Annotated in this window: 17 protein-coding genes; 9 read left to right on the plus strand and 8 right to left on the minus strand. The window is 64.1% G+C overall.

The window, feature by feature from the left end; translation table 11 throughout:
* Nucleotides 1–103: 103 nt before the first annotated feature.
* Complete coding sequence (locus tag E8L99_RS20770) at nucleotides 104–1,012, plus strand: LysR substrate-binding domain-containing protein (RefSeq protein WP_137101340.1); 909 nt, start codon at nucleotides 104–106, stop codon at nucleotides 1,010–1,012.
* Here the strand turns inward: E8L99_RS20770 and E8L99_RS20775 are convergent.
* Nucleotides 1,009–1,647, minus strand: a complete 639-nt coding sequence (locus tag E8L99_RS20775) for a hypothetical protein (protein ID WP_137101341.1) — start codon at nucleotides 1,645–1,647, stop codon at nucleotides 1,009–1,011. The genes E8L99_RS20770 and E8L99_RS20775 overlap by 4 nt on opposite strands.
* A gap of 91 nt (nucleotides 1,648–1,738) precedes the next feature.
* Entirely contained in the window at nucleotides 1,739–2,527 is a 789-nt protein-coding gene (purC, locus tag E8L99_RS20780; RefSeq protein WP_137101342.1) for a phosphoribosylaminoimidazolesuccinocarboxamide synthase, read from the minus strand.
* 282 nt (nucleotides 2,528–2,809) lie between these two features.
* On the opposite strand from purC, the gene E8L99_RS20785 reads away from it, so the two are divergent.
* Together E8L99_RS20785 and E8L99_RS20790 are read left to right on the plus strand one after the other, a co-directional pair.
* Nucleotides 2,810–3,130, plus strand: a complete 321-nt coding sequence (locus E8L99_RS20785; RefSeq protein ID WP_137101343.1) for a DUF1476 domain-containing protein — start codon at nucleotides 2,810–2,812, stop codon at nucleotides 3,128–3,130.
* A gap of 148 nt (nucleotides 3,131–3,278) precedes the next feature.
* A complete protein-coding gene (locus tag E8L99_RS20790; protein ID WP_137101344.1) occupies nucleotides 3,279–4,178 on the plus strand; it encodes a DMT family transporter in 900 nt (299 codons plus the stop codon).
* A 4-nt stretch (nucleotides 4,179–4,182) separates the two neighbouring features.
* On the opposite strand, the gene E8L99_RS20795 is transcribed toward E8L99_RS20790, so the two are convergent.
* Together E8L99_RS20795 and E8L99_RS20800 are read right to left on the minus strand one after the other, a co-directional pair.
* A complete protein-coding gene (locus E8L99_RS20795) occupies nucleotides 4,183–5,493 on the minus strand; it encodes a pilus assembly protein TadG-related protein (protein ID WP_252511176.1) in 1,311 nt (436 codons plus the stop codon).
* Nucleotides 5,494–5,626: 133 nt separating this feature from the next.
* Nucleotides 5,627–6,823 carry a TrmH family RNA methyltransferase gene (locus E8L99_RS20800; protein ID WP_137101345.1) on the minus strand — a complete coding sequence of 399 codons (1,197 nt, stop codon included), beginning with the start codon at nucleotides 6,821–6,823 and terminating at the stop codon, nucleotides 5,627–5,629.
* Between the two features lie 202 nt (nucleotides 6,824–7,025).
* Between E8L99_RS20800 and E8L99_RS20805 the strand changes: the two genes are divergently transcribed.
* A complete protein-coding gene (locus E8L99_RS20805) occupies nucleotides 7,026–8,246 on the plus strand; it encodes an NADP-dependent isocitrate dehydrogenase (RefSeq protein ID WP_137101346.1) in 1,221 nt (406 codons plus the stop codon).
* A 155-nt stretch (nucleotides 8,247–8,401) separates the two neighbouring features.
* On the opposite strand, the gene E8L99_RS20810 is transcribed toward E8L99_RS20805, so the two are convergent.
* Nucleotides 8,402–8,800, minus strand: a complete 399-nt coding sequence (locus E8L99_RS20810) for a hypothetical protein (protein ID WP_137101347.1) — start codon at nucleotides 8,798–8,800, stop codon at nucleotides 8,402–8,404.
* Between the two features lie 90 nt (nucleotides 8,801–8,890).
* On the opposite strand from E8L99_RS20810, the gene E8L99_RS20815 reads away from it, so the two are divergent.
* A complete protein-coding gene (locus E8L99_RS20815; RefSeq protein ID WP_137101348.1) occupies nucleotides 8,891–9,334 on the plus strand; it encodes a GNAT family N-acetyltransferase in 444 nt (147 codons plus the stop codon).
* A gap of 21 nt (nucleotides 9,335–9,355) precedes the next feature.
* On the plus strand, nucleotides 9,356–9,799 hold the full coding sequence (locus tag E8L99_RS20820) for a GNAT family N-acetyltransferase (protein ID WP_137101349.1): 444 nt from the start codon (nucleotides 9,356–9,358) through the stop codon (nucleotides 9,797–9,799).
* A gap of 12 nt (nucleotides 9,800–9,811) precedes the next feature.
* Here E8L99_RS20820 and E8L99_RS20825 read toward each other — a convergent pair whose 3' ends face one another.
* The 3 genes from E8L99_RS20825 to recA form a co-directional block, all read right to left on the minus strand.
* A complete protein-coding gene (locus tag E8L99_RS20825; protein ID WP_137101350.1) occupies nucleotides 9,812–11,020 on the minus strand; it encodes a cyclic nucleotide-gated ion channel in 1,209 nt (402 codons plus the stop codon).
* A 47-nt stretch (nucleotides 11,021–11,067) separates the two neighbouring features.
* Nucleotides 11,068–13,725: an alanine--tRNA ligase gene (gene alaS / locus E8L99_RS20830; RefSeq protein WP_137101351.1), complete on the minus strand. Its 2,658-nt coding sequence runs from the start codon at nucleotides 13,723–13,725 to the stop codon at nucleotides 11,068–11,070.
* A gap of 215 nt (nucleotides 13,726–13,940) precedes the next feature.
* Entirely contained in the window at nucleotides 13,941–15,020 is a 1,080-nt protein-coding gene (gene recA / locus E8L99_RS20835; protein ID WP_137101352.1) for a recombinase RecA, read from the minus strand.
* 378 nt (nucleotides 15,021–15,398) lie between these two features.
* Here recA and E8L99_RS20840 point away from each other — a divergent pair, with 378 nt between their 5' ends.
* The 3 genes from E8L99_RS20840 (at nucleotide 15,399) to E8L99_RS20850 (ending at nucleotide 18,114) form a co-directional block, all read left to right on the plus strand.
* Entirely contained in the window at nucleotides 15,399–16,493 is a 1,095-nt protein-coding gene (locus E8L99_RS20840) for an HWE histidine kinase domain-containing protein (protein ID WP_137101353.1), read from the plus strand.
* Nucleotides 16,494–16,694: 201 nt separating this feature from the next.
* Nucleotides 16,695–17,750: an HWE histidine kinase domain-containing protein gene (locus tag E8L99_RS20845; RefSeq protein WP_137101354.1), complete on the plus strand. Its 1,056-nt coding sequence runs from the start codon at nucleotides 16,695–16,697 to the stop codon at nucleotides 17,748–17,750.
* A complete protein-coding gene (locus E8L99_RS20850; protein ID WP_137101355.1) occupies nucleotides 17,743–18,114 on the plus strand; it encodes a response regulator in 372 nt (123 codons plus the stop codon). Before E8L99_RS20845 ends, E8L99_RS20850 begins: the two co-directional genes overlap by 8 nt.
* The last annotated feature ends 12 nt before the right edge of the window (nucleotides 18,115–18,126 follow it).

Consider the following 18,126-nt stretch of genomic DNA (forward strand, 5'->3'; position numbering starts at 1 on the left):
CGGGAATAGCGCCTGCTTTCGATTGAACAAACTACGCAAAACCAATCTATTGAATTGACTATCTCAATGCTATGATGGCTGGTCTTCCTGGGAGAGCATCGCCGTGCCATCTCCACTTCCGCCCTTCGACTTCGACCTCCTGCGCTCCTTCGTGGCCATCGTCGACAATGGCGGCTTCACCCGTGCGGCAGAGCGTATCGGCCGGACCCAATCGACCATCAGCCTGCAGATCCGCAAGCTGGAGCAGGGGCTGGGACGGCCGGTGTTCACGCGCCAGGGCATGGGACGCAGCAGCCAGATCGGTCTCACCCGCGACGGCGAGGTCCTGCTTGGCCATGCCCGCCAGATCCTCAGGCTTGGCGATGAGGCGCGGTCCCGCATCATGGAGCCCGAGGTGGAAGGCATCGTGCGGCTGGGAACGCCGGAGGATTTTGCCACCTGGCACCTGCCGGACATCCTCGCCCGCTTCGCCCGCAGCCATCCCCGCGTGCTGCTGGAGGTGAATTGCGACTTCACGGTCAACCTGCTCGATGGCTTCGGCAAGGGGCTCTACGACCTCGTCCTGTTCAAGCGCGAGCCCCAGCGGACAGACGGACTGGCAGGCACCGGGGTCTGGCGCGAGGAACTAGTCTGGGTGGCCGATCAGCGGCTGGAACTGCCCGCGTCAGGCGAGGCCCTGCCGCTGGTGCTGGCGCCGGCTCCCGACATCTATCGGCGGCGCGCGCTCGCAGCCCTCGAGGCCGCAGGCCGGACATGGCGGGTTGTCTTCGCAAGCCCGAGCATGGCCGGCCTTCAGGCGGCCGTGCGCGCGGGCCTCGGCATCACCGTCATGCCGCGCGAAATGGTACCGGCCAATCTGGTCGTGCTGGGGGCTGCCGACGATGGGTTGCCGGTTCTGCCCGATGCCGAAATCGTGCTCTATGAGGCGCCGGGCAAGGCCGCGCCGGCGGTGGCCCGTCTCGCCGGCCATATTGTCCAGGCGCTGGGCAGTCAGGCCGGACGCCGCGTCTAGAGATTGGCTTCCGCCGCAGCCTTGGCCGCCATTTCGACAGATGCCGGTCGCTCGCCGATCACCATGACGATCTTCAGCTTGCCGCGCACTGTCCGCGCCAGAACCGCCGCATGGGCTGCCCGCGCCTGCCCTTCGGCACGTCGGATCGTCAGGACGAAGCCGGACGCCTGCCGGTGCCGCAGCACCCGGCTCGACGCAGTGACGCGCAGCGGCATGCGCCGTGCGGCGATCGCCGCCGGAACACCGCGGTTGGATGTTGCGACAAGCGCGCGGCGGCGACGATTGCCGGCCTCGATCGACCGGACAAGAATCGAGGGATTGGCGAGGGTGCGCGACAGCGCGCGGGCCTCGGCGCCACGCACCTCGACCACGGCAACCGCGATCTTCGACGGACAGGCTGCGCCCTCGCACATGCCGACGGCTATCGGCGTCACTGCATCGCGGGTGATCCAGGCGCCGACCGGAACGAACAGCCAGGGGCTGTCGCCCTGGTCGGGCCCTGGCGCGCGGATTTGCACGCCCTCGACGGCAACGGGCACATAGGCGCAGGAGCCGAGCAGGACCAGCGCCACGAGCGCCACGGCACAGCGACCAAGTGCCGTCCGCCATCCGCTCGCCGGTACCGCCTCGCTCATACGCCTGAACCGCCTGCCGCCCAAGGAAAACGGGGACCCATGGGCCCCCGTTGGCATATCTGATGCTCGTGCCGAACGGGCAAGGCCGGCTTTACTGGACGAGCACCGGGCCGGTCGCCCGCTCGTTCTCGCCCATCACGCCGAGCCGGCGCGCAACCTCGGTATAGGCCTCGATCAGGCCGCCCATGTCCTTGCGGAACCGGTCGCGATCCATCTTGTCGTTGGACTTGATGTCCCACAGCCTGCACGAATCAGGGGAGATCTCGTCGGCGACGACGATCCGCATGATGTCGTTTTCCCACAGGCGGCCGCATTCCAGCTTGAAGTCGATCAGCCGGATGCCGGCGCCGAGGAACAGGCCCGACAGGAAGTCGTTGACGCGGATCGCCAGCGCGATGATGTCGTCGATTTCCTGGGGCGTCGCCCAGCCAAAGGCCGTGATATGCTCTTCCGACACCAGCGGATCGTTCAGCGCCTCGTTCTTGTAATAGAACTCGATGATCGAGCGCGGCAGCTGCGTGCCTTCCTCGATGCCAAGCCGCGTCGACAAGGCGCCGGCGGCCACATTGCGCACCACCACCTCGAGCGGAATGATCTCCACCTCGCGGATGAGCTGCTCGCGCATGTTCAGCCGGCGGATGAAGTGGGTGGGGACGCCGATATCGTTCAGCTTCAGGAAGATGTACTCGGAAATGCGGTTGTTGAGCACGCCCTTGCCATCGATCACCTCATGCTTCTTCGCATTGAAGGCGGTCGCATCGTCCTTGAAGTGCTGAATCAGCGTACCCGGCTCCGGGCCCTCGTACAGGACCTTGGCCTTGCCTTCGTAGATGCGGCGGCGGCGGCTCATGGGGGTATACCGTGGCTTGAGGAAGTCCATCTTCACCTGGTTCCGGATTGCCGGTCGGAGGCGTGCGGGGGCGCTCGGCACGAAACGGATGAGGGAATCGCGCGCGGGCACCTGAACCCGCTCCTCTCTCCTATCCGATCGTTCGCGAATGCACAACGAACAGGCCCCTGCGGTTTGGGCCTGCGACCGTCTATGCTCTCGCCAAAGTGGGGTGGCACTGCCTATATGCAATCCGACCGGGGCCTTCCCGTCCATCAATCCCCCGTGTATCGCACGGCACTGTTTCGACGTCAGACAAGGGACGACACCGCCATGAGCACCTTCGACAAGCGCGAGGAAGGCTTCGAGAAGAAATTTGCCCACGACGAGGAGCTGCGGTTCAAGGCAACCGCGCGCCGCAACAAGCTGCTCGGCCTGTGGGTTGCCGAGAAGCTCGGCAAGACCGGCGCAGACGCCGACGCCTATGCCAAGGAAGTGGTGATGTCCGACTTCGAGGAAGCCGGCGACGACGACGTGTTCCGGAAGGTGAAGGCCGACCTCGACGCCGGCAATGCCGGCCAGTCCGAGCATCAGATCCGCCGCACCATGGACGAACTGATGGCGCAGGCCATCCAGCAGATCCAGACCAGCTGAACGGTCTCTCGGCCGCCGGGCTCCGGCGGCCGCACCTGCTTCCCGACGGACGGCGCGCCTCTGCCCTGCCGAGGCGCCGCTTGCCCTTGCCGCCGCAACGGGGCAAGGAACCTGCCCGCGCCGCCAGGCGCCGACGCGATCCGTCTCGATGGCCGACCCCCAAGCCACTGCCACTTCGTCCCGCAACACGCTGATCGGCCTGGCCTGCGGCGCCGGCGCGGCGCTGATCTGGGGCGTGCAGGCGGTCGTGTCGCGTCAATCGGTGGCCGACGGCCTCGGCCCCGTCGACATCACCGTCCTGCGCTTCCTCACAGCGGCCGCCTGTCTCCTGCCCTTCGGGCTCGCCCGGCTGAAGCCCTTTCCGGTCGGACGCCTCGGCTGGGGGAAATCGCTCATCCTCACTCTCTTCGCCGGCGCGCCCTTCGCGACCGTGCTCGTCGGTGGCTCCACTTACGCGCCAGCGATCCACACGATGATCGCCTCAAGTCTCATCCCGGTGGTGACGGCTCTCCTCGTCTATGGCGCCTATGGCGAGACAAGCCCGCGGGCGCGCATCGTCGGTCTTGTCCTGATCGTCGCCGGCATCGGCCTCGTGGCGGGACAAGGCCTGTTCACAGGGGTTAGCGACGGAGCCTGGCGTGGCGACCTGCTCTTCGTGCTGGCCGCCACCATGTGGTCGATCTTCGGCATTCTGGCGAAACGCTGGAAAGCCGACGCACTGGACCTGACCATCACGCTGTCGGTCCTGTCGCTGGCGGTGCTGCCGCTTCTTGCTGTCGCCGTCCCGCTGAAGATGGCAACGGTTGGCGTGGGCGCCATTGCCCTGCAGGCGGTCTACCAGGGCCTGCTGGTCGGCGTTGCTTCGGTGTTCCTCTACACCACAGCCAATCAGAGGCTGGGGGCCGCGCGCGCCTCGCTCTTCATGCCGCTGGTCCCGGCGATCACCGCCGCGGCCAGCGCCCTGCTGATCGGCGAATGGCCCTCCACCACCGAACTGATCGGCATGGTGGTGGTCATGACCGGCATGACGGTAGCCATGCGCGCCTGATCGCTCACTGGGTCAGGCGGGCAGTCGCGACGGCCTTCTGAAAGAGGGCGTTCATCGCATCGGCGATGCCCTGGGTCGGGCTCACCTCGAAATAGAGCCCCGGCGACGCACAAGCCTCCATGCGCGTCGCAATCTCGCTCTGGAATGGCTTGATCCAGGTATTGTACCAGGCGTTGGTCGTCAGCGGCAGGTAGGTCGTGTAGAGCACCGCGATGCGGATGCCGCGCGCCTTGATCGCCGTGCAGGTCGCCGTATTGATCGGCTCCTGGCAGCGTCCACCGGTCGTCGGCTTGGTGCAGGTGGTCGGATAATAGGCGTCCGCCACACCGTCCGACACGAAGAACATCACCTTCTGCGGCGTCGCGGCCGTCGAGCCGTCGCCAGGCGTTGCGATCGACAGATTGACCGCCGACAGGGCGCCGTTGAAATCGGTGCACTGGTCGTTGTTGTAGCCCTGATTGGGGATGGTCATGAGGTCGATATTGGCGGCCGCCGACTTCGCCTGCGACAGGTTGGCCGTCAGCGCGTTGATCAGCGTGTAGCCGGGCACCGTGCAGGACGAGCCGAAAGTGTAGAGCTGGGTCCGGAACTGGTCATTGACACGCTCCGTCGCCGCCGCAGTGTCCATCAGCGACTGGGTTGCCTGGCGCACGACATCGATCCGCAGGGTCACGCCGAGCTTCTTCGCCAGCTTGTAATAGTTGCCGGACGGGTCGGAGAGATCGTGGCAGGCAAAGCCGCATTTGTCGGAGGTGTTGGCCACCATGGTCGAAACGTCGGTCGGCGTCGCGCCGATCCCCATCGACGGTGTGTTGTCGAGCAGGATGTGGAAATCGATATAGGTCGGCAGGTTGGAATTGGCCTTCACTGACCCGCTGATGGCAATCGAATTGACACCGACAAGCGCCATCAGCGAGGTCTGAACCTGGGCGGAATAAGTGACCGTCGAGGTGCGCCCGAGGCCGTCGTCGGTCACTGTGATGGCTGAGGACGTCAGGGTCGCGCGGTCGAGCGTGCCGATATTGGTCTGGAAGGACGCGATCGCCGCGGCCTTGGCGGCAGCGGCGGTGGGCATCACATTCGACGTCTTGACGCCGTTGAGCGCAGCGAGGTCGGCCGCGGCATCGAGGCGGGCCTTGACCTTGCTGGCATAGGTATAGTCGACGGCCGCGCCGACACCGATCGCCAAGGGTACGAAGGAAAAGGCAAAGAACACCGCCACTCCGGCCTGCGAATTCGCGGAGAAGCGCTGCACGGAGGCCGCGAAGCGGCGCAGAACAGGTTGCAATCGAGACAGCATCGAAGAACGGAACACGGCACAACACCCTTCGGAACCGACTTCCGAACAATGCCCGCCTGTCGTTTAACATTGTCGTAACCCGACGCCAGAAATCACGTCATATCCGGTGAATTCGAACTAACTTTACCGGATAGCGCCTTGCCTGGATTCAGATTTCGGCCTCGATCGCCTGTTGCAGCAGGTCGAGCGGCCCCGCACAGTCGCGCTCGACCTCATCAGCCTTCATGACGACGACCCGATAGCCGCGTTCGGTCAGCCATGCGCGCTTCACCGCGCGGGCGCCCTCGGCCGCCGCATCCTCGCCGGGCGGATCGAAATCGACCACCAGTCTCAGGTCGAACGACACGATGTCGGCGACATGGGGCCCGATCGGGATCGCCCGCTTGAAGCCGCGCCCGGCAAAGCGCCGGTCCTTCATCATCTGGTCCCAGAGGATTCGCTCCGCCTCGATCGGGTTGCGCCGGAGCAGCCGGGCAAGGCCGCGCACCGGAGCCTGCCCGCCCGACTTGTCGGCGGCGGCCTTGGCGAGCAGTGTGCGCAACGTCCCTGCCCGCTCCACATCCAGCGTGCCACTGCGCGCCGAACCCTTCGCTCCCTCGGCAATGGCGAAGATCGCGCCATGCAGGGTCGCGAGATCCTGCCGGCTTGGGCTCATCCGCATGATGATGTTGCGCAGGTTGGTGACCATGCTGTCGCGCTTCTCGAGCGGCCGGTAGAATTCGACGCGGTCGAGTTCGCGTTCGACCATCTCGAAGAAGGCGCGGGTCTGCGCCATGCTGGCGGGCTCGGAGCGCTCGACCATCTCGAACGGCAGATTGCCCTCATGCGTCTGCGAGAACCATTCATAGCCCAGCACCAGCACGGCTTGGGCCAGGTTCAGCGACGAGAAGTCCGGATTGACCGGATAGGTCAGGATCGAATGGGCGAGCGCAACCTCGCCGGCCAGCAGGCCATTGCGTTCGCGCCCGAAGACCACCCCGACCTGTTCGCCGGCGGCAATCCGCGGCCGCATGGCCGTGACCGCCGCTTTTGGCCCGACAACCGGCTTGACCTGGTCGTGGGCGCGCGCAGTGGCGGCGAAGACGAGGTTCAGATCGTCGATGGCGGCCTCGAACGTCGGAAACAGCTCGGCCTCATCGAGGATGCGGTTAGCACCCGATGCCGAGGGATAGGCCCGTCCATTCGGCCAGCCGTCGCGCGGCGCGACCAGCCGCAACCGCGACAGCGCGAAATTCGCCATGGCGCGCGCTGCCGTGCCGATATTCTCGGCCATCTGCGGCTCGACCAGAATGATGACGGGCGCGCCCTTTTCCTGGGCGAGGCGGGTGATGTCGATGCCGGGCATGGTCGTCCTTCGAAGGCGGGCGGCGTCGCTATAGACCGCCTTGGCGCCGATGTCGCGCGCGCCTCATTCTTTGTGGGCACTTATCGCTGCGCTTCGCGTCTGCTAAGAGGCCCGCGCCAGTCGCGGGCGCACCGGATGTCGAGCGCAGTCCGGATGCACCGAGGCTGAGTCCCCTCTGCCAATGCGCTCTACAGGCCGAACCATGTCGAAGATCAAGGTCGCGGGCACCGTCGTCGAACTCGACGGCGATGAGATGACCCGCATCATCTGGGATCTCATCAAGAAGAAGCTCATCCACCCCTATCTGGATGTGAATCTCGAATATTACGACCTCTCGGTCGAACACCGCGACGCCACCAACGACCAGGTGACGATCGATTCGGCCAATGCCATCAAGAAGCATGGCGTCGGCGTGAAATGCGCCACCATCACCCCGGACGAAGGCCGCGTGAAGGAATTCGGCCTGAAGGAAATGTGGAAGTCGCCGAACGGCACGATCCGCAACATCCTCGGCGGCGTGATCTTCCGCGAGCCGATCATCTGCAAGAACGTGCCGCGCCTCGTCCCCGGCTGGACCCAGCCGATCGTGGTTGGCCGTCATGCCTTCGGTGACCAGTACCGCGCGACCGACTTCAAGTTCCCGACCGCCGGCACGCTGACCATCAAGTTCGTCGGCGACGACGGCAAGGTGATCGAGCGCGAAGTGTTCAAGGCCCCTGGCTCAGGCGTTGCCATGGCCATGTACAACCTCGACGAATCGATCAAGGACTTCGCCCGCGCCTCGTTCAATTACGGCCTGGCCCGCTCCTACCCGGTCTATCTGTCGACCAAGAACACCATCCTGAAGCAGTATGACGGCCGCTTCATGGAAATCTTCCAGCAGATCTTCGACGCCGAGTTCAAGGCCGAGTTCGACAAGAAGAAGATCACCTACGAGCATCGCCTGATCGACGACATGGTGGCTTCCGCCCTGAAGTGGTCCGGCGGCTATGTCTGGGCGTGCAAGAACTATGACGGCGACGTGCAGTCCGACATCGTGGCCCAGGGCTTCGGCTCGCTCGGCCTCATGACCTCGGTCCTGCTGACGCCCGACGGCAAGACCGTCGAGGCCGAGGCCGCCCACGGCACGGTGACCCGTCACTACCGCGAGCACCAGAAGGGCAAGGAGACCTCGACCAACTCGATCGCCTCCATCTTCGCCTGGTCGCGCGGCCTCGCCCATCGCGCCAAGCTGGACGACAACGCGCAGCTGAAGCGCTTTGCCGACGAGCTCGAGAAGGTCTGCGTCGACACGGTCGAGTCCGGTTTCATGACCAAGGACCTCGCCCTGCTGGTCGGCGCCGAGCAGAAGTGGCTCTCCACCACCGGCTTCCTCGACAAGGTCTCCGAGAACCTGTCGGCCGCCATGGGCAAGTGGAACTGACGGAAGGCTGACGCCTTTCGCACGAACAGGGGGCCGGCCAGCGCAAGCTTTCCGGCCCCTGCCATGTCCGGCTGAGGCGGCAGGAGACATGCTGATGCGCCCGATGCCGGAGGCTTGGGCGTTTCAGACATGCAAGTGCGGTGGGGAGCGGCCGGTCAGGCGAGGAAATCGAGCAGCGATCCTGAAGACGAGCTCGATGAATCACTCAGGAGCGAATCCACTGGCGTTGCCCAGGCGACCTTGGCCATCGTCACGGTGGAATTGGCCTGATCGAGTTCGGCGGTGATGCTGAAAAGGCCATCTGCCGAGGTCGCATCGGAACCGAACAGCGCTCCAGCCGCGTCTGTGGAGGGATCCGCTCCGAAAATAGATGAGGACATGGTCGAGGCAGCCGACATAGCGCTCGCGTTGGCGTAGGCGCGCTGCTGCGAATATTGCTGACCCACGCTGTAGGCGCTGGACCCGTAGCTCGAGATCATCGCGGAAATCCTTTCCTGCCGGCATAGTGCGCCTCGGCCGGTTAAGGGAAGGTTGCGAACCGCCGGATCGGCCATCGATTTGTGTCATCGGCTGGATCACCAATCGGCGATGGACGCGAACCTTCCCGTCGGCACACTGACGCGTCCCGCCAGGAGAATGCCGCCATGCCCGTCGAGGTTCGTCCCCTCACACCCGTCGACCGTGGCGGCTGGGAGCCACTCTGGCGCGGCTACCAGACCTTCTACGGCCGCGACCTGCCGCAGGCGATGATCGACCTGTCGTGGCAGCGCTTCATGGACCCTGCCCTCCCCCTCGATGCCTTCGGCGCCTTTGCGGGCGGCCGCATGGTCGGCATGGCCCATACCGTCCGTCACCTCGCAACCTCGTTCGAAGCCCCGTTCTGCTATCTGAACGACCTGTTCGTCGATCCGGAAACACGCGGCACCGGCGCGGGCCGTTCGCTCATCGAGGCGGTCTATGCGTTCGCGCTCGCCCAGGGCTGCGGCCGCGTCTACTGGTCGACGCACGAGACCAATGCCACTGCCATGCGCCTCTACGACCAGATCGCCGAGAAATCCGGCTTCCTGCTCTACCGCCACATCCTTTGAACCCTCCGCAGGGCCCAAGCCATGACCGCAAATGTCCGCCTGCTGACACCCGCCGACCGCGCCGAATGGGAACCGCTCTGGCGCGGCTACCAGGCCTTTTACGAGACCAGCATTCCAGCCGCGACCACCGACGTCACCTGGCAGCGGTTCCACGACCCGGCCGAGCCCATGGTCGCCTTCGGTGCCTTCGACAAGGGCCGGATGGTCGGCATCGTTCACGCCATCCGCCACCGGTCCTGCTGGACCGTCGATGACTACTGCTACCTTCAGGACCTGTTCGTCGATCCGGCGACGCGCGGCACCGGTGCCGGCCGGGCCTTGATCGAGGCGGTTTACGGCTGGGCGAAAGGCAATGGCTGCGGCCGGGTCCACTGGCTCACCCAGGAGAGCAATGCCCAGGCCCGATTGCTCTATGACCGCATTGCCGACCGGCCGGGCTTCATCCAGTACCGGAACATCTTCTGAGCACCGCGCGGGTTAAGACCGCGGCGGCTGCTCGAGTTCCTCGCGAACGAGGTCGCCCTGCGGTTCTACCAGTTCCTGGCTGAGCCGCTGGCTGGCGGTTGCCCGCACCACGGCATCGATCGAGGGAAACAGCAGCATCAGGTGGTGGAGGTCGGTGGCATCCAGCGCCAGGAGCTTCACCCGGCCCCGGGCAATGATGGTCGCCGATCGCTCGACCCGGTGCAGCACCGCGATCTCGCCGAAAAACTGCCCCTTCGTCAGCACCAAGGTGCGTTTGGGCAGGCGCACCTCCACCTCGCCCTCGGCGATCAGATACATCGAATGGGCCGGGTCCGAGCGTCGGCAGATGACGGCACCGGGTTCGAAGGTCGCGCTCTTCAGGACCCGCATCACCTCGGCAATGGAAGCCGCATCCATGCCGGCGAACAGCGGCACCCGCGCCACCATGCTCCAGGTCACCACGAAATCATGCCGCTGGATCTCGCGCGTGAAGGCGGTGGCAATGATGCCACCAGGCAGCGCCAGCATGACCAGACCGAACATGGCCGTGATTGTGGCCACCAGCTTGCCGAGCGGGGTCACCGGATAGACATCGCCATAGCCGACCGTCGTCAAGGTGATGGCCGCCCACCACATGGTCTCCGGGATCGAGCCGAACTTCTCCGGCTGGGCTTCGTGCTCGACGAGGTGCATGGCCGATGCCGCAACGATCAGCGCGCCGAGGAAAATGACGAGACAGGCGACCAGCGCCCGGCGCTCCGACCAGAATGCGTCGGCAAGGCTGGATAGGCCGGGCGAATAGCGCGCGAGCTTGAAGAAGCGCAGCAGCCGGAGCAGCAGGATGACGCGCAGATCGGCCGGCACCACCAGGGCGAGATAGAACGGCATGATCGCCAGGAGGTCGATCAGCAGGCTCGGCGAGACCAAGGCGGCAAGGCGCGCCCGCCAGGGGGCTCGGCCGGCAAGCGGCACATGCTCCACCGAGGACCAGAGCCTCGCCGCATATTCGAGGGTGAACACCGCGACCGAGAAGGCCTCTATGGCGGTGAAAGCCACAGCGTAGTGGAGCCGCAGCGACGGCACCGATTCCAGCACGACGGCCGTGACATTGACCAGGATGAGGAAGACCAGCGTCCTGTGCACCAGCACAGCCACGCGATCCCCGACCATGCCCTGGTCAAGGATCTCATAGGTCCGCCTGCGCCAATGCGCCTTGTCCATCGCCCCCCGCTCCGGCCGGTTAGGGCCGGTGCGCCCTCAACGTCCGGTCAGGCGGCAGCCAGCGCCGCCTCGATCGCTTTCAGCGCATCCTCCGCAGACGCCCCTTCGGGACCGCCGGCCTGCGCCATGTCGGGCCGGCCACCGCCACCCTTGCCGCCGAGAGCCTCCGAACCGACGCGCACCAGCTGGACCGCATCGAACCGGCCGACCAGATCAGCGGTGACACCGACCACCAGGCCGACCTTGCCATCGGCGCCGGTATTGGCGAGCACCACAACGCCGGAGCCGACCTGTGCCTTGCCGGCATCGGCCAGGCCCTTCAGGTCCTTCATCTCGACGCCGGAGACGCTGCGCGCCAGCAGCTTGACCGAGCCGACCGTCTTGACCGGATCGGCGCCCCCTGCCCCGCCGCCCATGGCGAGCTTCTTGCGGGCGTCCGTCAGCTCGCGCTCGAGCTTGCGGCGCTCCTCGACCAGCGCCTCGACGCGCGCCTCGACATCGGCGACCGAGGTCTTCACCAGACCTGCCACCTGTTCAAGCTTGCGCGCCTGAGCGGCCAGATGATGCCGGGCAGCAGAGCCGGTCATCGCCTCGATGCGCCGCACGCCAGCGGCAACCGCGCTCTCGCCGACCACGGTGACGAGGCCGATATCGCCGGTGCGGCCGACATGGGTGCCGCCGCAGAGCTCGACCGACCAGCCGGATGAGTTGGAACCAGCGGGCGGCGCCCCCATCGAGACCACGCGGACCTCGTCGCCATATTTCTCGCCAAACAACGCGCGGGCGCCGGAGGCAACCGCATCATCGACGCCCATCAGGCGGGTGACGACCGGTCCATTGGCCAGCACGATCGCATTGGCGATGTCCTCGACCTTCGCCAGATCCTCGTCCGAGATCGGCTTGGGGTGGGCGAAGTCGAACCGAAGGCGCTCAGGCGCAACGAGCGAGCCCTTCTGCGCGACATGGTCGCCAAGGACGAGACGCAACGCCTCATGCAGGAGATGGGTCGCCGAATGGTTGGCGCGGATGGCGCTACGACGGCCGTGATCGACGTCAAGCTGCAAGGCCTGGCCGACGGCGAGCTTGCCCTCGTCCACGGTCACAACATGCACGAACAGGTCGCCGAGCTTCTTCTGGGTCTCGGTCACGGTGGCGCGGACGCCCTCGCCGGTCATCAATCCGCGGTCGCCCTGCTGGCCGCCGGACTCGCCGTAGAACGGGGTCTGGTTGAGCACGACAAGGCCGGTCTCGCCGACGCCAAGCGAACTCACTTCAGCACCCTCCTTGACCAGCGCCAGAACCTGACCCTCGGCGGTCTCGGTGTCATAGCCGAGGAAATCGGTCGCGCCGGTCTTCTCCTTGACCCCGAACCAGACGGTATCGGTGGCAGCCTCGCCCGAACCGGCCCAGGCGGCGCGTGCCATGGCCTTCTGCTGCTGCATGGCGGCATCGAAGGCGGCCGTGTCGACCGTGATGCCGCGCGGGCGCAGTGCATCCTGCGTCAGGTCGAGCGGGAAGCCATAGGTATCGTAGAGCGTGAAAGCTGTATCGCCGGAGAACACCGCGCCTTCGCCGAGATCGCGGGTGCCATCGTCAAGAATGGCGAGACCGCGCTCCAGCGTGCGGCGGAACCGCTGCTCCTCAAGCTGCAGCGTCTCGGCGATCAGCGCCTCGGCGCGCTGCAATTCGGGATAGGCCTGGCCCATCTCGCGCACCAGCACCGGCACAAGCTTGTGCATCAGCGGGTCCTTGGCGCCGAGCAGCGAAGCATGGCGCATGGCGCGCCGCATGATGCGCCGGAGCACATAGCCGCGGCCTTCGTTGGACGGCAGAACGCCATCGGCCACCAGGAACGAGGAGGCCCTCAGATGATCGGCGATCACCCGGTGCGAGACCTTGTGAGGACCGTCCGGTTCGACGCCGGTGGCCACCGCGCTCGCGCCGATCAGCGCGCGCATCAGGTCGATCTCATAATTGTCGTGGGTGCCCTGGAGCACCGCGGAGACACGCTCCAGTCCCATGCCGGTATCAATCGAGGGACGCGGCAGCGCGGTGCGGATACCGCCCGCCTGCTCCTCGTACTGCATGAAGACGAGGTTCCAGATCTCGATGAACCGGTCACCATCGGCATCCGCCGAGCCCGGCGGACCGCCCCAGACCTTGTCGCCGTGGTCGTAGAAGATTTCCGAGCAGGGGCCGCAAGGGCCGGTATCGCCCATGCGCCAGAAATTGTCGGAGGTCGGAATGCGGATGATCTTGGAATCCGGCAGGCCCGCGATCTTCTTCCACAGGCCGAACGCCTCGTCGTCCTCGGAATAGACCGTGACCAGCAGCCTGGACACCGGCAGCTCATATTCCTTGGTGATCAGGTTCCAGGCGAGCTCGATCGCGCGATCCTTGAAATAGTCGCCAAACGAGAAATTGCCGAGCATCTCGAAGAAGGTGTGATGCCGGGCCGTGTAGCCGACATTGTCGAGATCGTTGTGCTTGCCACCGGCGCGCACGCACTTCTGCGCGGTGGTCGCCCGGCTGTAGGGCCGCTTCTCGACGCCGGTGAAGACGTTCTTGAACTGCACCATGCCGGAATTGGCGAACATCAGGGTCGGATCGTTGCGCGGCACGAGCGGCGAACTCTCGACCACGGCATGGCCGTTGGTCTGGAAGAAGTCGAGGAAGGTCTTGCGGATCTGATTGACGCCGGTCATCGCCTGAACTGCAGGTTGCGGCGGATGGGATCCGCCAGTCACGTTGGCCGGAGTTCTAGAGCATTTCCGCGCCTTGTGTGAACCTCGATTCGTGCGTGGCCTTCCCGGTGTGACGTCATGCGTCCCGCGCGGCCTCGACTGGACCTGTCCGAAACGGCAAAGGCCGGGACAAGCCCGGCCTTCATTTGTCAGCCTGGTGGATGGCCGTCAGGCCCTCACACGGGCTCCTCCCCCTCGGCGTCAGCCTCGGGATCGCCGAGGATCTTGTCGGCGATCAGGCCGGCATTCTGGCGGATCGCGACCTCGATCTTGGCGGCCATGTCGGGGCTCTGCTTCAGGAAAGCCTTGGCATTCTCGCGGCCCTGCCCGAGGCGCTGGCTGTCATAGGAGAACCAGGCACCGGACTTCTCGACCACGCCGGCCTTGACGCCGAGGTCGATCAGTTCGCCCATCTTCGAGACGCCTTCGCCATACATGATGTCGAATTCGACCTGCTTGAAGGGAGGCGCGAGCTTGTTCTTCACAACCTTGACGCGGGTCTGGTTGCCGACAACCTCCTCCCGCTCCTTGATCGCGCCGATCCGGCGGATGTCGAGACGGATGGACGCATAGAACTTCAGCGCATTGCCGCCGGTGGTCACTTCCGGCGAACCATACATCACGCCGATCTTCATACGGATCTGGTTGATGAAGATGACCATCGTGTTGGAGCGCGAGATCGAACCGGTGAGCTTGCGCAAGGCCTGGCTCATCAGGCGGGCCTGCATGCCGGGCTGATTGTCACCCATCTCGCCTTCGAGTTCAGCCCGCGGCGTCAGCGCAGCAACCGAATCGACCACCAGCACGTCAATCGCACCCGAGCGCACCAGCGTGTCGCAAATCTCGAGCGCCTGCTCGCCGGCATCGGGCTGCGAGATCAGGAGATCGTCGAGCTTCACGCCGAGCTTGCGGGCATAGATCGGATCGAGCGCATGTTCCGCGTCGATGAAGGCGCAGACACCGCCCCGCTTCTGCGCTTCCGCGATCGTGTGCAGCGCCAGCGTCGTCTTGCCCGACGATTCCGGTCCATAGATCTCGACGACGCGGCCGCGCGGAAGGCCACCGATGCCCAGGGCAATATCGAGCCCGAGCGACCCAGTGGACACGGTCTCGATCTCCACCGCCTTCTCGTTCTTGCCGAGACGCATGATCGAGCCCTTGCCGAAAGCCCGCTCGATCTGGGAGAGCGCTGCATCCAGCGCCTTTGTCTTATCCATGGAAGAACCTTCGACGAGTCGCAACGCAGACTGACTCATGGCTGAGCCTCCTTCAGGCTGGCAAGGGGTCCGGGGCGAATCCGGTGATAAATCGACCGTACACGTTTTGTTCTTAACAACAAGTTCTTTTTTTGTTCTCATGGGGGTATAGCGACAGCTCGCCCGTTGAGCCGGTTCTGACCATGTCGTCAGGGAGTGAATTCTCTCTGACCCGCCTATTGGTGTTCTGCGGCCCCTTCGAACGGTTCGGCAATGCGCAATTCCCCCTCAGCCAGGCTCGCTGCTGAGGGACCGATCTGAACAGAACAAGACCTGCACATTGACCAGCACTCCAAAGACGCTTAACGATTGTAAACTTACGCTCCTTGACAAAAAAAAGCCCTCCCTCTCGAATAAGCACTTTGAGTCGTCTAATCGATGAACAAGAGTCCATTCGACGAGATCTACGAGGCAACTCCGGACGCCGTCGTAGTCATTGACCGCAGCGGTCACATACTTTTCGCAAACAAGCGAGTAGAGGCACTGCTCGGTTATGCTCCGCGGGATCTCGTCGGAAAGCCTCATGGTGTGCTTATGCCAGCGCGGTATCACGACACCCATACAGCTCACGTGCAACGGTTTATGATCGAACCCAAACCGCGCATTATGGGCCCAGGACTTGATCTCTACGCACTTCGCAAGGACGGGAGCGAGTTCAAGACCGAGATTAGCCTTAGCCCATATCAGGCGCCTGACGGCTTGGTCGTTATTGCGGCCATGCGGGATCGCGAGGCTTTGGTTCCCAGCAAGAGCGCTCTCGAGTTTGAGAACGCTGCCCTGCGGGATACGTTGTCACGAACGCGGCTCGATTCCTCGCGCCTGCTGGAGCAGGCTGGGATAGAAGCTGCCGAGCACGAAGCGAGCCAGCGATTGCAGCGTCTTCTGTTGGAAGAGTTGCATCATCGTATGAAGAATATGCTGGCAACGGTCGTCGGGATCGCCTCGCAAACATTGCGCGCATCCGAAACCCTTGAAGAAGGGCGGCAAGCTGTTTCAAGCCGCCTTGTCGCTATGGGCAGAGCACAAGATCTCTTGCTCCGGGCCAATGAAATCAGCATCGAGCTGGCTGATCTTATTAGTGCTGCCATCGAGCCCTTCGATATCCACGAGGTCCGACGGTTCGTTGTTCAGAATACGCTGATCGTGATCGGACCAGGGGCGATCCTTCCGCTCACCATGTCCCTCAACGAGTTGTGTACCAATGCAGTCAAGTATGGCGCATTGTCGAACGAGACTGGGCGCGTCAACATCACCTCCACGGTCGACGAAGAGACCCAGTTATTCAGTCTGACGTGGACGGAAACAGGTGGCCCAGTGGTGCAGGAGCCGGTTCGCCGCAGCTTTGGCACACGCCTGCTCGGCGCGTTGGCCACTCAACTTCACGGCGATGTTCGGTTGCGATACGAGCCGCAGGGCGTCGTTTACCAAATCGACATTCCTCTTGCCCTCTTGCGAACACTTCGCGCCAGTTGAAAGGGCACTGAGGGCTCGTGTCCAAGCGCGGCGGCGCTCGACTGGAGCAGTTCCATTCAGAATCGGCGGGTTCACTGGGAACAAGACGGGGGAGCAGCAGTTTCGCATATGCTAGGCGCGCCGTGAACACATTCAAGGTGGGGCGCTGGGTGTTCTACCCGACCTGACTTCCTCAGTGGCCATGCATGGAGCCGATTGAACATGCCGCAAATGCCACCCCGTTCTGAGACGCAGGACGAGGCAGCGGCCGACGTCGAAGGCTTCAAAGAAGACCTCGGACCTTTCGTCGTGGCTGCCGAAACCACCCGAATGCCGATGGTGTTCACGGATGCCAAACAGGCCGAAAATTCGATCATCTTTGCCAATGACAGCTTCATTTCCCTCATCGGGTACGAACGCAACGAGGTCTTAGGGCAAGGCTTCAACTTTGTCTTGGCAAGCGCGACCGATGCTGAACCGCTCGCTGCGATCAAGGCCGGGTTTGAAGAAGGCTTCTATCGGGGACCGGATGTTTGTTGCCGCCGAAAGGATGGCAGCGCGTTCTGGGCCGGTATCTACATCAGCCCAGTGCGTGACGAGAGCGGCGACACCGTCCAGCACTTCGCCTCGCTCGTCGATCTGACCCGCTACAAGGATGAGCAGGCGCGATCGGGAGCGCTTATCGACGAATTGAATGATCGCGTCAGAAACATGCTCGCGGCTGTTCAATCAATCGTCACTCAAGCCTTCCGCAAGGGCACTGATCCAACAGCAACCCGAGAATTCATTGCCTTACGCATTGCCGCGCTGTCCCGGTCCCATGCCTTGCTGGCCCATGGAGATTGGGGAAGGGCTGGGCTGCGCGACATCGTTGACAACGCGTTGGAGCCGTTCACCAGCGGTGGTGGTCGATCCGGACGATATGTTGTCACCGGTGACGACATCCGCTTTTCGCCAAAGCGCGCATTGGCCTTGGGCATAGCGCTGCACGAGCTCGTCCTGAACGCGGTGATCCATGGAGCGCTCTCCAACGATTCGGGATCGATCATGGTGTCTTGGAGAAGAGTCTCGAAACCAGCTGGCGATCGGTTGATCCTGGTTTGGCACGAAAAAGACGGCCCCTCCGTCACGCCTGCCTCGAAGAAGGGCTTCGGCTCAAGGGTGATCGAAGACGGCCTTGCCCATGAACTGGAAGCCACGGTGCACTTGGACTACCCAAGCCAAGGCGTAGTCTGCACCATCGACATGGCATTTCCCCGCGATCACCGTGATGAGTAAGCTCTTCGCAGGTCGCCGGATTTTGATCGTCGAGGATGAAATGCTTGTCCTTATGGAGACCCAGGACATGCTTGCCGATCTTGGCTGCGACTCCGTCATAGTGGCCGCCACAAATGAGCAGGCCATTGCCCTCGTGGAGGCCCAACACTTTGATGCCGCCCTGCTCGACCTGAACCTGAATGGCGTCAGAAGTTACCCCGTTGCGGACTTCCTGGCGGCCCGCGGCGTGCCCTTTGCGTTCACAACGAGCTATGGCGGGCACGGCCTACGGGACAGCGATCGGGAGCGGCCGTTGCTCGTGAAGCCCTTTGAAGTTGCTGCCTTGGGACGGCTGCTTACGAGTCTGCTTTCGCCACCAAGATAGACCAGATTGCGG

Source organism: Phreatobacter aquaticus (genome assembly GCF_005160265.1).
In the GTDB taxonomy this organism is placed as follows: Bacteria; Pseudomonadota; Alphaproteobacteria; order Rhizobiales; family Phreatobacteraceae; genus Phreatobacter; species Phreatobacter aquaticus.